A 14,159-nucleotide genomic window follows, 5' to 3' on the forward strand; every position below is an offset into this window, starting at 1 on the left:
GATACTAATTTAATTCTAATTGTTAGGAATAGTGTTCAAAACCTATTCTCATTATTCTTCCAATCTTATGTCTAAACTTAAACCTTTAAGTTCGTGCATTAATACGTTGAAAGATTCTGGCAATCCAGGTTCAGGCATGGTTTCTCCCTTAACGATAGACTCATATGTCTTGGCTCTTCCAATAACATCATCAGATTTAACCGTTAATATTTCACGTAGGGTTGCAGAAGCTCCATACGCTTCCAAGGCCCACACTTCCATCTCTCCAAATCGCTGACCTCCAAATTGAGCTTTACCTCCTAATGGCTGCTGCGTAATTAGCGAGTAGGGTCCTATAGAACGCGAGTGCATCTTATCATCTACCATGTGACCTAATTTCAACATATAAATCACCCCTACTGTTGCAGGCTGGTGGAAACGCTGACCCGTGCCTCCGTCATATAGATAGGTATGTCCGTATCTAGGAATTCCAGCTTCATCCGTAAAGGTATTGATCTCGTCCAAGTCGGCTCCATCAAAAATTGCGGTAGCGTATTTCTTACCTAATTTTAATCCGGCCCATCCTAGAACAGTCTCATAAATCTGACCAATGTTCATACGGGAAGGTACCCCTAGTGGGTTTAGTACAATATCTACTGGAGTTCCGTCTTCCAAGAACGGCATATCCTCATGACGTACAATTCTAGAAACAATACCTTTGTTTCCGTGACGTCCTGCCATCTTATCTCCTACCTTCAGTTTACGTTTTTTAGCAACATACACCTTGGCTAATTTCATAATTCCAGAAGGCAGTTCATCTCCAACAGAAATGGTAAACTTATCCCTTCTTAGGTTACCTTGAAGGTCGTTTAGTTTAATCTTATAGTTATGCAAAAGATCGTTCACCAAAGCGTTGCACTCCTTATCCGTAGTCCAACTTCCTCCTACCAAGTGGGCGAAATCGTCTACTGCGTTCAACATTCTCAAGGTGTATTTCTTTCCTTTTGGAAGTACTTCCTCCCCAAGGTCGTTTAAAACACCCTGTGAAGTTTTACCATTGACCAAGGTGAACAGCTTTTCTACCAATACATCTTTCAGCTGTTGGAATTTTACTTCGTATTCCAACTCCAATTTTGCCAATTCCTCTTTGTCTTCAGAACGCTTACGCTTATCCTTTACAGATCTAGAGAATAATTTCTTATCGATAACCACTCCATGTAGGGAAGGGGAAGCTTTTAAGGAAGCATCCTTAACATCTCCTGCCTTGTCTCCAAAGATGGCACGCAATAATTTTTCTTCCGGTGTTGGATCTGATTCCCCTTTTGGGGTAATCTTACCAATAAGGATATCCCCAGGCTTCACTTCGGCTCCAATACGGATCATTCCGTATTCGTCCAAATCCTTGGTAGCTTCCTCAGAAACGTTTGGAATATCATTGGTTAATTCCTCAGCTCCCAATTTGGTATCCCTTACTTCCAACGCGTATTCATCTACGTGAATAGAAGTAAATATATCCTCTCTTACCACTTTTTCGGAAATCACAATAGCATCCTCAAAGTTGTAACCTTTCCATGGCATAAAGGCCACTACAAGGTTTCTACCCAATGCTAATTCGCCGTTTTCAGTAGCATATCCTTCACAAAGTACCTGTCCTTTTTTAACTCTATACCCTTTTCTTACAATGGGTTTAAGGTTAATACTGGTACCTTGGTTAGTCTTTCTAAATTTCACCAACTCATAGGTCTTGGAATCTTCATCAAAACTTACCAGTTTTTCATCCTCGGTCCTATCGTACTTAATGGTGATCTTCTTAGAATCCACATATTCCACAACCCCATCGCCTTCTGCATTTATCAATACTCGAGAGTCTGATGCAACCTGACGTTCCAATCCGGTACCTACAATAGGCGCCTCTGGTCTTAACAGGGGTACTGCCTGTCTCATCATGTTAGATCCCATCAAAGCCCTGTTCGCATCATCGTGCTCCAAGAATGGAATTAAGGAGGCAGATATAGAAGCAATTTGGTTAGGAGCAACATCCGTATAGTTCAATTCTACTGGATCTACTACTGGGAAATCGCCCTCTTCCCTTGCAATCAGTTTTTCTGGTGTAATGGTACCTTCATCATCCATAGGAATGTTTGCTTGTGCAATTTTCATTCCTTCTTCCTCTTCTGCACTTAGGTAGATAGCATCGTCTAGATTAACTTTTCCATCTTCCACTCTACGGTAGGGAGTTTCCAAGAAGCCCATTGGGTTTACCTTGGCAAAAACCGATAGCGAAGAAATTAACCCAATATTGGGTCCTTCAGGAGTTTCAATCGGACAAAGTCTTCCGTAGTGCGTATAGTGAACGTCACGTACCTCAAACCCTGCTCTCTCTCTGGATAATCCACCTGGCCCTAATGCAGACAGCCTTCTCTTGTGCGTAATTTCCGCCAAGGGGTTGGTCTGGTCCATAAATTGGGACAACTGGTTGGTTCCAAAGAAGGAGTTGATCACCGAAGACAATGTTTTCGCGTTGATCAAATCAATTGGGGTAAACACCTCGTTGTCACGTACGTTCATACGTTCACGAATAGTTCTGGCCATACGGGCAAGACCTACACCAAACTGTTGTGACAATTGTTCACCTACCGTTCTAACCCTACGGTTAGAAAGGTGGTCGATATCATCGATCTCCGCTTTGGAATTGATCAATTCTATCAAATATTTTATAATGGTAATGATATCTTCCCTGGTAAGGACCTGCTTGTCCATGGCGATGTCCAAACCAAGTTTTTTGTTCATTCTATAACGTCCTACCTCTCCCAAGTTATAACGCTGATCGGAGAAGAACAACTTATCTATAATACCACGAGCAGTCTCCTCATCTGGCGGCTCTGCGTTACGCAATTGACGATAGATGTGTTCAACAGCTTCTTTTTCGGAGTTAGTTGGATCCTTTTGAAGGGTATTGTGAATAATGGAATAATCACTCTGTCCACTATTCTCCTTGTGCAAGAGGATAGATTTTACATCGGCGTCCAAGATTTCCGGAATATGTTCTTTTTCTAGAACGGTATCACGATCCAAGATAATCTCGTTTCGCTCAATTGAGACCACTTCGCCCGTATCTTCATCCACAAAATCCTCGTGCCAAGTGTTCAATACTCTAGCTGCCAATTTACGGCCAAGCACTTTTTTAAGTCCGGCATTGGAAACTTTTATTTCTTCCGAAAGATCAAATATTTCCAAGATGTCCTTATCCCTTTCATAGCCTATTGCTCTAAACAGGGTAGTAACAGGTAATTTTTTCTTTCTATCAATATAAGCGTACATAACGCCATTGATATCAGTTGCAAATTCTATCCAAGATCCTTTAAAAGGAATTACCCTGGCAGAATACAACTTAGTTCCATTTGCATGGAAGGATTGTCCGAAGAAAACCCCAGGAGAACGGTGTAACTGAGAAACAACTACACGCTCGGCACCGTTTACCACAAAGGTACCACTAGGAGTCATATAAGGAATTGTACCCAAGTACACATCCTGTACGATGGTCTCGAAATCCTCATGCTCTGGATCTGTACAATATAATTTTAATCTAGCTTTTAGAGGAACACTGTACGTAAGTCCACGCTCTATACATTCTTGAATGGAATATCTAGGTGGATCAATAAAATAGTCTAAAAATTCTAGGACGAACTGGTTCCTGGTGTCTGTAATGGGAAAGTTTTCCATGAAGGTGTTATACAACCCTTCATTGCCCCTTTCGTCAGATTTGGTCTCAAGTTGAAAAAAATCTTGAAATGATTTAATCTGAATGTCCAAGAAATCCGGATAATCCGGCGTGTTCTTAGCGGATGCGAAACTTATTCTTTCAGTCTGATTTGTGAACATCAATGGACAAAATTTTGATCGTGAATACTTAATTGGGTCGTGTATCCCTTTATACACGGTATGTATAAAAAGGCTTAGGTCTAGCCACAAAAAGCGGAAAGACCTAAACCAGAATAATTATGGTTGTCGCTATTATTTAAGCTCAACTTCTGCTCCTGCTTCTTCCAATTGAGATTTAATTGCCTCAGCCTCTTCTTTAGCAACAGCTTCCTTAACAGCTTTAGGTGCGCTATCAACGATGTCCTTAGCATCTTTCAATCCTAAACCAGTCAATTCCTTAACCAATTTAACAACTGCTAATTTAGAACCACCAGCGGCTTTCAAAATTACGTCGAATTCAGTTTGCTCCTCAGCAGCTTCACCACCTTCGGCTCCACCACCGGCAGCAACAGCAACTGCAGCAGCTGCAGGCTCAATACCGTACTCCTCTTTTAATATTGCAGCTAACTCATTTACTTCTTTTACTGTAAGGTTAACCAATTGTTCTGCGAAATCTTTTAATTCTGCCATTTTTCTATCGTTTAATAAAATTTTAAAATATAATTGTTTTTAGTGCGTACGTATTATTTTTCTGATAACGTCTTCAGAATTCCAGCAAGCTTACCTCCACCGGACTTAAGTCCAGAGATAACATTCTTAGCTGGGGATTGTAACAATCCAATGATTTCGCCAACCATTTCCTCTTTAGACTTGATACTCTCTAGAGTATTCAATTGATCGTCACCAATATAGATTGCCTCGGCTATATAAGCCCCTTTCAAAACAGGCTTATCGGCTTTCTTTCTAAAGTTCTTGATTAACTTTGCAGGTGCGTTACCAGTTTCAGAAAACATTACGGAGGTACTTCCCTTCAAAACTTCCGGAAGTTCACCAAAGTCCTTTTCAGAGGCCTCCATTGCTTTTGCAAGCATAGTGTTCTTAACTACTGCAAGTCTAATATTTGCTTTGTAACAAGCCCTTCTTAAAGCTGAAGTTTTCTCAGCATTCAATCCAGAAATGTCAGTCAAATAAATTGTGGAGCTTTCCGCCAATTGAGCAGTTAAATCCTGTATAACATTTACTTTCTCTTCTCTTGTCATAATAAAATCTTTTGACTAACAGTTAATCTACTTTTGGATCCAATGCAACACTAGGACTCATAGTACTGGACATATAAATTGATTTCATATACACCCCTTTAGCCGCCGTTGGCCTTAACTTTAACAAGGTATCCAACAACTCATTGGCATTATCCGCAATCTTATCTGCTGAGAAAGATACCTTCCCAATAGCTGCGTGCACAATTCCTGTTTTGTCAACTTTAAAATCTATCTTACCAGCTTTCACCTCCGTAACCGCCTTGGCTACGTCCATGGTTACTGTACCAGTTTTTGGATTAGGCATAAGACCTCTTGGCCCTAAAACTCTACCTAGTGGACCTAATTTCCCCATTACACTTGGCATGGTGATAATTACATCTACATCGGTCCAACCACCTTTAATTTTATCCAAATACTCATCTAAACCTACATAGTCAGCACCAGCCTCTTTTGCCTCTGCTTCCTTATCAGGCGTTACCAATGCCAAAACCTTAACATCCTTACCTGTTCCATGAGGAAGTGTTACTACCCCACGTACCATTTGATTGGCTTTTCTTGGATCTACACCCAAACGCACCGCCAATTCAACAGATGAATCAAAATTTGTATTGGTTATCTCTTTTACTAAAGCAGCAGCTTCAGCAACAGAATAGAGCTTATTCTTATCTATCTTGCCCTGAGCTTCCTTTTGCTTCTTTGTTAATTTTGCCATTCTAAATTGCTTTTAAGATTTTAAAAAGGTCTCGTGCCTGCTACTTTTAAACCCATAGATCTAGCTGTACCAGCTACCATGCTCATTGCGGATTCTACCGTAAAGGCATTTAAATCTACCATTTTGTCCTCAGCGATTGCTTTAACCTGATCCCAAGTAACACTGGCCACCTTGTTTCTGTTAGGCTCGCCAGATCCTTTTTTAACCTTAGCCGCTTCCATTAATTGAACTGCCGCTGGCGGTGTCTTTACAACAAAGTCGAACGACTTGTCTTTATAAACCGTGATCGCAACGGGCAGGACCTTCCCTGCTTTATCCTGTGTACGCGCATTAAATTGCTTACAGAATTCCATTATGTTAACCCCGGCAGCACCTAAAGCGGGTCCAACCGGTGGCGACGGATTCGCAGCACCTCCCCTAACTTGTAGTTTAACTACTTTACTTACTTCTTTTGCCATTGTTTCTAATTAAATTTAAAGTGGTGTTAAATTGGAAGCAACACCCCTTTCAACTATGTAACAGTTCTTATTAATTCTTTGTTTGTTGAAGGTAATTAACGCTTGCTAGATTTTCTCTACCTGCATATAACTAAGCTCCAAAGGTGTTTTTCTTCCAAAGATCTTCACCATCACCTCTAGCTTGCGTTTTTCTTCGTTGATCTTCTCTACGGTACCATTAAATCCATTGAATGGACCATCGATAACTTTTACGGTCTCCCCAAATACGAACGGAATGGCAACGCTGTCTGTTTTTACAGCCAACTCATCTACCTTACCTAGCATCCTGTTCACCTCTGATTTTCTCAATGGAACAGGGTCTCCGCCTTTGGTTTCACCCAAAAATCCGATCACGTTGGTTATAGAGCGGATAATATGAACCATCTCACCTCCAAGGTTGGCTTTCACCATAATATACCCTGGGAAATAAACGCGTTCTTTATTTATTTTTTTCCCATTTCTGATCTGTACTACTTTTTCCGTAGGAACTAAAACCTCTTCCAAATAGTCCTCAAACCCCAAACGGGCAACTTCCGTCTCTATATAGCCTTTAATCTTGTTCTCTTGACCACTGACAGCTCTTACCACATACCATTTCTTTTCCAACACTTCAGACATAGAGCTACTCTTAATTGATTATGTTATTGAAATAAAATTGAATTACTCTACCAAATACAGTATCCACACCCCAAGTCGCCAACGCAAAAACAATGGAAAATACCGCTACTATAACCATTAAATTGGTAGATTCTGCCCTAGGAGGCAAAGAAACATTATTCTTAAGTTCCTCAATGGATTCTGATATATATGTAAACATGCAGCGTGTCTTTATTTTCTTAACTGACTTCCGGGCACTTAGCAGAGATCCCCCTACCTTCCCTTAAAGCCTTACTCTATTTCAACTCAGGCTTCGTATTGTCCTGTTACTCTAAAAGCAACAAGAACTTTAAAACCCTTAGCTTTACTTTGCACGGGCGGAGAGGCTCGAACTCCCGACACCTGGTTTTGGAGACCAGTGCTCTACCAACTGAGCTACACCCGTTTATAAGATGACTTACTTTCTACAAACCTCTCAAATTTGAAAGACTCAACACAGGAAGTAAGTCACCTACTTATATTTACATTGAAAGGTATCCCGCTTTAGCAAGACACCCTCAATGTTAAATTACCTTAATCTATAATGACTTAGTCAATTATCTTAGTAACCTGTCCTGCACCTACTGTTCTACCACCTTCACGTATTGCAAAACGCAATCCTTCGTTCAAAGCAATTGGAGACAATAGATCTACTGTGATAGTAAGGTTATCACCTGGCATTACCATTTCTACTCCATCAGGAAGATTAATAGTACCCGTAACATCTGTAGTTCTCACGTAGAACTGTGGACGGTAGTTATTATGGAATGGAGTGTGACGTCCACCTTCTTCTTTCTTAAGGATATAAACCTCAGCCTCAAACTTAGCGTGTGGAGTTACAGAACCTGGCTTACAGATTACCATTCCTCTTTTTATTTGAGTCTTTTCAATACCTCTCAAAAGGATACCAACGTTATCACCAGCTTCTCCTCTATCCAATATCTTACGGAACATCTCAACCCCTGTAATAGTAGAAGTCAATTTCTCAGCTCCCATTCCGATGATCTCTACTGGATCTCCAGTGTTAGCAACACCAGTTTCGATACGTCCTGTAGCAACAGTTCCACGACCAGTAATTGTAAATACATCTTCAACAGGCATCAAGAAGTTCTTATCAACATCTCTTGTAGGCAACTCAATCCAGTTATCAACTGCTTCCATCAAGCTCAACACAGTGTCTACCCACTTCTGCTCACCGTTCAAAGCACCTAATGCAGATCCAGCAACAACAGGTCCATTATCACCGTCGTACTCGTAGAAAGAAAGCAAATCTCTTACTTCCATTTCAACCAACTCCAATAACTCCTCATCATCAACCATGTCTACTTTATTCAAGAAAACAACGATTCTTGGAATACCAACCTGGCGTCCTAGAAGGATGTGCTCACGAGTCTGTGGCATTGGACCATCTGTAGCAGCAACCACCAATATAGCACCGTCCATCTGAGCAGCACCAGTAACCATGTTCTTTACGTAATCGGCGTGACCTGGACAGTCAACGTGAGCGTAGTGACGGTTAGCAGTTGCGTACTCTACGTGTGAAGTATTAATGGTAATACCCCTTTCTTTTTCTTCAGGAGCGTTATCGATAGAATCGAAACTTCTCATTTCAGAAAATCCTGCGTTAGCCAATACAGTAGTAATAGCTGCAGTCAATGTAGTCTTACCGTGATCCACGTGTCCAATAGTACCTATATTTAAATGCGGTTTGGAACGATCAAATGTTGCCTTTGCCATGTTTGTTAATTTTAATTCTTAGTTTATATTAGTGTACAAATAATGCCTTAATTGAGCCAATGATGAGATTTGAACTCATGACCTCTTCCTTACCAAGGAAGCGCTCTACCCCTGAGCTACACCGGCCTTTTAAAAATACCAGAAGTCCGGGCAACCCCTTACTTCCTACACTCGCCATCAACCCAAAGTTAAATGAACTCGAACGAAGCCTTTTAGACTTTGCCCCTTAACTGGATTTTTAATCCAGTCGAATCTATTCCAATCACATAAAGCCCCAAATTAAGGAGCCTCTGCTTTTAAAATCTTGAGCGGGAGACCGGGTTCGAACCGGCGACATTCAGCTTGGAAGGCTGACGCTCTACCAACTGAGCTACTCCCGCATTATAATTTTCAGGCAAACCTAAAAACTTATCTCATTATTTCAAAAGAAAGTTCCGAATTTTTATCAAAAAAAACTCTTGTCGTGACGCGTCGTTCAAAAACAAGAACTTAGCAGCGATCACTTTAGTGGGGAGAGCAGGATTCGAACCTGCGAAGACATAGTCAGCAGATTTACAGTCTGCCCTCGTTGGCCGCTTGAGTATCTCCCCAACTTAATTAAATTACAATTTCCAAAGAACAAATGAACACTATACAATAGTAGTTTCACTTCGGCTGATTAAGGCAATTCCTTTCGGACCCTCTTTAAACTTCAGAACTCACTTCCGCCGTTCATCAACCCCTCTTTTAAAAGAGCGACAAAAATAGTATTTATTTTTGTTTTCCAACCCTAAATCGAAAAATTTTTTTCGACTTTATTTTAGACTGGTTTTACACTCTAGAAACCTGAAAACATTATTTCAAAAAACTTGGCAAAAACAACTTCTATTCCTGCCTTTTTATTGAGCCGATGGAGGGACTCGAACCCACGACCTGCTGATTACAAATCAGCTGCTCTAGCCAGCTGAGCTACATCGGCCTTTACTTCTTTTCCTTTCAAAAAAAAGCCCGCTATTTCTAACGGACTGCAAATGTATACCTTTATTTTTTTAATCAAAACATTTTTTGAAAAATTTTTACGCATTTAGCCTAATTTTTTCTTTTCGCTTCACCAGCTTGCGCTCTAAGCTACTACATGCCGTATCAATTGCCTCTTCAAATGTCTTACATTGTTTCTTCACTATAAAATTATCTCGTGGCACCAACACCTTGATTTCCACTATTTTATTTTCTTTAGAGCTTGTGTTCTCTACCTTTAGATACACATCCGTACTAACGATCTTATCATAAAACTGCTCTAGCTTACCTAACCTGGCCTCCATAAAGTCCAATAGTTTCCCTTCAGCCGTAAAATTTACCGATTGCGTGTTTACTTTCATATATTACTTTTTTTGAACGTTAAACAATACTTAATCTATTACTCCTTGTTTCTAGGATGCGCGAGATATACTTTTTTTAATTCCGCAATACTATTATGAGTATAAACCTGGGTAGACGCCAAGCTTGAGTGACCCAATAACTCCTTTACTGCATTTAAATCCGCTCCCTGATTCAACAAGTGGGTTGCAAAGGTATGCCGCAAAATATGCGGACTCTTTTTTACCTTAACAGACACCTCACTAAGGTACCTATTTACAATTCTATACACAAGCGTTTCATACACTTTATTACCCTTGGAAGTAAGAAAAACATAGGCGTGGTCCCGTACAGTTTGCAACTCTTCCCTAGCCTCTCTATACACCAAAAAAGACTGCTTTACCGAATCCAATAATGGGATTATACGCTCCTTGTTCCTCTTTCCCAGTACCTTAATAGTGTTTTCGGATACATTTACATCCTGCATACGGAGCCCTATTAGCTCTGCCCGTCTTATCCCGGTGGCGTACAGAAGCTCAATGATCAACTTATTTCGTTTACCCTCAAATGTATTTTCATAAACCATCTGACTTAGCACTTTTTCCATTTCTTGTTCGGAAAATGGCACTTCTACCTTTTTAGGGGTCTTTAACGCCCTATGCTTTGCCAATGGGTTTACCGACAATCGCTCTGTTTTCAAAAGAAAGTTATAGTAGGCTTTTAGAGAGGCCACTTTACGGTTAACGGATCTATTGGATATCCCCGATTCTACCAAATCTATAATCCAGCTCCGTATTAAGGCATAGTTAGCTTCATCGATATCCACCATTTGAAATCGATGGACAACGAAGTCCGAAAACTCAAGAACATCATTCTTATATGCAAGTACCGTATGAGGAGAGTAATTCTTCTCTAAGGATAAATATGAAATAAAGGCTGAAAGAGACATGACTCAAAGTTACAAAAGTTTGTTCCCACGGAAATTAAAACCAAGTATTTAATATCCATAGTCAAGAACCTTTATCCACTAAAAGCAATTGGCTACCAATAGAATCATTGCACCCAGCAACTTAATCATTAACATTATGAACCCAATCGACCTGGTAATCTCCACACCAAGAAGCTGGAAGCAGCAATTGCATTAAATAAAAAAACGCCCTACCATATTGGCAGGGCGTTTAAATCTTATACAGAATAGGGATTTATATTTCCTCTTCGTCCCTAAGATGTTGAATATACGCGGCTTTCTGTCTCTGCGCTCTGTTTAAAACAGATGGCTTAGTGTACTGCTGACGCTTTCTCAATTGTCGCATTCTACCGGTCTTATCGAACTTTCGCTTGTAACGCTTCAAAGCTCTATCTATATTCTCTCCTTCTTTTATTGGTATTATTAACATGGGCGATAACCTCCTCTCTTTTGTGATTAAGGCTGCAAATATATATCATTAATCTTCAAATACCATCAAATATTTTGAAAAACTTTTTAAAACCTCCATTGACCCTATTTCATCCTGCTAGCAGTTCCCTACATTCACATATTGACTTAACAATAAAGACTAACAGCATGGGTAACTACCTATGGATCTAGAAGCCATTCACAAATCTTGAAAACCCTTAGGTAGCTTCTCCAACCACCTGAAGCCCGATTACAGAAATAACCAAAGTGGAAAGAAAAAACAGTCGCCAAAAAGTAACTGGCTCCTTAAACATTAGTATACCTGCTATGACCGTCCCAATGGCACCGATCGCACCCCATACCGCATAAGCCGTACCAACGGGGATCGCTTTCTCTCCGCCCATGGCTTTAAAAAGAAGGAACATACTAATACTAACGCTCACTACAAAAGCTCCCAGCCACATCCACATCTCTTTACCCGATGTTTGCTGTGCTTTTCCCAAACTAATGGCAAATCCGGTTTCAAACAAACCCCCTAATAACAATAACACCCAATTAATATTCATTATAATAAAGTATAGTGATTAAACTTGGGATAGCCTTATTGCTAAGCCCTTTAACCCTAACATAGGCCAAGAAAGCGAAGAAACAAAATTAACACAGAAGCTATAACCCCCTCCTTTCCCGGATGGGTTGCTATATATTATCGACTTATTTTAAAATATTTCTTGCAATGACGATTTTTTGGATTTCGGTAGTTCCCTCACCAATCGTACACAATTTAGAATCGCGGTAAAATTTCTCCACTGGATAATCCTTGGTATAACCATATCCTCCGTGAATTTGAACCGCCTCATTAGCAGCTCTAACACATACTTCGGAGGCATACATCTTTGCCATAGCGCCCAACTTGGTGACATTGCGACCTTCATTTTTAAGAAAGGCCGATTTATGTAGTAGCAACTCTGAAGCTTCAATTTCCGTTGCCATATCTGCCAGTTTAAACGAGATGCCCTGAAATTGACTAATAGGTTTACCAAACTGCTCTCTCTCTTTGGAATATTTCAAAGCAGCCTCATAAGCTCCTTTGGCAATGCCTAGTGACAATGCGCCTATGGAAATCCTACCTCCATCCAGTATCTTCATGGATTGAATAAAGCCTTCCCCTACTTCCCCTAATCTATTGGCATCTGGAATCTTACAATTGTCAAAAATCAATTCAGCAGTTTCACTTGCGCGCATGCCTAATTTGTCTTCCTTTTTACCGCTAGTAAAACCAGGGGTACCCATTTCAATTGCAAAAGCGGTCATTCCGCGGCTATCCCCTTTCTCACCAGTCCTGGCTATAACCACAGCGATATCCCCACTTTTCCCGTGGGTAATAAAGTTCTTAGCCCCGTTAAGCACCCAATGATCTCCCTCCTTTACAGCGGTAGTGTTCATTCCTCCAGCATCAGAACCGGTATTGTGCTCTGTTAAACCCCAAGCCCCTATCCATTCAGCTGTAGCCAACTTGGGAATCCATTTTTGTTTTTGCTCCTCCGTCCCAAAGCTCAAAATATGGTTGGTACACAAAGAATTATGTGCAGCTACCGATAACCCAATTGAGGGATCTACTTTGGAAATTTCTTCTATAATACTAATATACTCGTGATACCCCAATCCGGAGCCACCAAGTTCCACTGGAACCAGCACTCCCATAAAGCCCATCTCTCCCGCTTTTTTAAACACTTCTACTGGAAAGGTTTGCGCCTCATCCCACTCCATTACAAAAGGCCTTATATATTGTTCAGCGAACTCCTTTGCGGAAGCAGCTACCATTTTCTGAGTTTCAGAAAAATCGAAACTCATTGTATTAGGGGTATCTATAACCATTATATTAGCTGTTACTATTTTATAATTGCAAATATAACTGAATTATATCTAATTTTTCGGAAGGAAAATCTTCAATACTCAATAGTTGATCGAAAGAGGTGAAGGCCCCGTTCCTATCTCTATAGGCAACAATCCGATAGGCAAGATCGTAATTAAAATAAACCAACCCCACTAATTCGGAGGCAGGGGCCTCATTGATATTTATTTTCACTATTTCCGGGACAGTTCCAATTTTAAACTGTTGCAAAATTCTTTGGACCACCTCCCCTTCCAAACCGTAAACATGTGCCAATTGTTCTTCCTTCACAAAGCCTCCCAGCCGATCTCTAAATTTCACAATTCTACTGGATAATACTGTTCCCACGCCAGACACCAACTTTAGATCGGCAGCGGTTGCATTATTAAGGTCTTTAAGAACCAAGCCTGCTGAAGAAACTTCCTCCTTTAACTCGGAAGCATACGCCAATTCTTCATTGTTTGAAGTGGCACCCATTTTTTTGAAATTGGATCGCCTTGGCGATTGCGTCCATTCTGGAAACTTAAAATAAGGAGCTATGGCCTGTAATAGGGAATCGGAAATTAAAGTGACCTCCTGGAATTCCCGGGCAGAATTAACAAAAGTATTGTTTGCTCTAAACGAATGCAATCTATCAATTTCTTCTGGAGACATCCCTAACACATACCCTTTATAGTCCGTAATAAAATTGGGATTAAAGTCATACACCTCCATGGAGTCCCGTTTGGCGGATGCTATTTTAAGTTGATCTATTTTCTTCTGAAGCTCGTTATCTACTTCTATCTGGGGTTCAAGGCTAGCACAGAAATACCCACTGCCAACATAAAAGAAGCCTTGAAGCGAAAGAATGATGAACAATAAAAAGAAAATCCCATTTCGTTCTTGTTTATTAAAACTGAAATGGGATTTTATCGATTTTTTGCGCACAGCTTACTCCTTTTGCCTTTCTACAATGTCATCGTTCTCGGAATACGAGTCGGGCTCCTGCTTGGGAGGCGTGGTTAATACCCTATAA

The 14,159-nt window shown here is 40.5% G+C and carries 14 protein-coding genes and 5 tRNA genes; all 19 read right to left on the reverse strand.

Going from position 1 to position 14,159, the window contains the following annotated elements:
• Positions 1–51: 51 nt before the first annotated feature.
• Positions 52–3,861: a DNA-directed RNA polymerase subunit beta gene (rpoB, locus tag F1E73_RS06705; protein ID WP_086477071.1), complete on the reverse strand. Its 3,810-nt coding sequence runs from the start codon at positions 3,859–3,861 to the stop codon at positions 52–54.
• A gap of 132 nt (positions 3,862–3,993) precedes the next feature.
• Complete coding sequence (gene rplL, locus F1E73_RS06710) at positions 3,994–4,371, reverse strand: 50S ribosomal protein L7/L12 (RefSeq protein WP_086477072.1); 378 nt, start codon at positions 4,369–4,371, stop codon at positions 3,994–3,996.
• Positions 4,372–4,424: 53 nt separating this feature from the next.
• Entirely contained in the window at positions 4,425–4,940 is a 516-nt protein-coding gene (gene rplJ, locus F1E73_RS06715) for a 50S ribosomal protein L10 (RefSeq protein WP_086477073.1), read from the reverse strand.
• A 22-nt stretch (positions 4,941–4,962) separates the two neighbouring features.
• Positions 4,963–5,652 carry a 50S ribosomal protein L1 gene (gene rplA / locus F1E73_RS06720; RefSeq protein ID WP_086477074.1) on the reverse strand — a complete coding sequence of 230 codons (690 nt, stop codon included), beginning with the start codon at positions 5,650–5,652 and terminating at the stop codon, positions 4,963–4,965.
• Positions 5,653–5,672: 20 nt separating this feature from the next.
• Positions 5,673–6,110, reverse strand: coding sequence for a 50S ribosomal protein L11 (rplK, locus tag F1E73_RS06725; protein WP_086477075.1), 438 nt, complete (start codon positions 6,108–6,110; stop codon positions 5,673–5,675).
• A 105-nt stretch (positions 6,111–6,215) separates the two neighbouring features.
• Positions 6,216–6,767 (reverse strand): transcription termination/antitermination protein NusG, encoded by a 552-nt coding sequence (gene nusG / locus F1E73_RS06730; RefSeq protein WP_086477076.1) that lies wholly within the window; start codon positions 6,765–6,767, stop codon positions 6,216–6,218.
• 10 nt (positions 6,768–6,777) lie between these two features.
• Positions 6,778–6,966: a preprotein translocase subunit SecE gene (gene secE / locus F1E73_RS06735; protein ID WP_086477077.1), complete on the reverse strand. Its 189-nt coding sequence runs from the start codon at positions 6,964–6,966 to the stop codon at positions 6,778–6,780.
• Positions 6,967–7,118: 152 nt separating this feature from the next.
• Positions 7,119–7,191, reverse strand: a tRNA-Trp gene (locus tag F1E73_RS06740).
• Between the two features lie 143 nt (positions 7,192–7,334).
• On the reverse strand, positions 7,335–8,522 hold the full coding sequence (gene tuf / locus F1E73_RS06745; RefSeq protein WP_086477078.1) for an elongation factor Tu: 1,188 nt from the start codon (positions 8,520–8,522) through the stop codon (positions 7,335–7,337).
• 54 nt (positions 8,523–8,576) lie between these two features.
• Positions 8,577–8,648 (reverse strand) — tRNA-Thr (locus F1E73_RS06750).
• Positions 8,649–8,829: 181 nt separating this feature from the next.
• Positions 8,830–8,902 (reverse strand) — tRNA-Gly (locus F1E73_RS06755).
• Positions 8,903–9,030: 128 nt separating this feature from the next.
• Positions 9,031–9,112: transfer RNA gene (locus tag F1E73_RS06760), tRNA-Tyr, on the reverse strand.
• Between the two features lie 294 nt (positions 9,113–9,406).
• Positions 9,407–9,480, reverse strand: a tRNA-Thr gene (locus tag F1E73_RS06765).
• A gap of 97 nt (positions 9,481–9,577) precedes the next feature.
• Positions 9,578–9,880, reverse strand: coding sequence for a ribosome hibernation-promoting factor, HPF/YfiA family (gene hpf / locus F1E73_RS06770; protein WP_086477079.1), 303 nt, complete (start codon positions 9,878–9,880; stop codon positions 9,578–9,580).
• A 38-nt stretch (positions 9,881–9,918) separates the two neighbouring features.
• A complete protein-coding gene (locus F1E73_RS06775; RefSeq protein ID WP_150451487.1) occupies positions 9,919–10,806 on the reverse strand; it encodes a tyrosine-type recombinase/integrase in 888 nt (295 codons plus the stop codon).
• Positions 10,807–11,059: 253 nt separating this feature from the next.
• On the reverse strand, positions 11,060–11,254 hold the full coding sequence (gene rpsU / locus F1E73_RS06780; RefSeq protein ID WP_086477081.1) for a 30S ribosomal protein S21: 195 nt from the start codon (positions 11,252–11,254) through the stop codon (positions 11,060–11,062).
• Between the two features lie 217 nt (positions 11,255–11,471).
• A complete protein-coding gene (locus tag F1E73_RS06785) occupies positions 11,472–11,813 on the reverse strand; it encodes a DMT family transporter (RefSeq protein WP_191088993.1) in 342 nt (113 codons plus the stop codon).
• Between the two features lie 151 nt (positions 11,814–11,964).
• Positions 11,965–13,104, reverse strand: a complete 1,140-nt coding sequence (locus F1E73_RS06790; protein ID WP_086477124.1) for an acyl-CoA dehydrogenase family protein — start codon at positions 13,102–13,104, stop codon at positions 11,965–11,967.
• A 43-nt stretch (positions 13,105–13,147) separates the two neighbouring features.
• Positions 13,148–14,071, reverse strand: a complete 924-nt coding sequence (locus tag F1E73_RS06795; protein ID WP_086477083.1) for a ComEA family DNA-binding protein — start codon at positions 14,069–14,071, stop codon at positions 13,148–13,150.
• Positions 14,072–14,159: the final 88 nt, after the last annotated feature.

It is taken from the genome of Arenibacter lacus (genome assembly GCF_008711145.1).
Classification (GTDB): domain Bacteria; phylum Bacteroidota; class Bacteroidia; order Flavobacteriales; family Flavobacteriaceae; genus Arenibacter; species Arenibacter amylolyticus.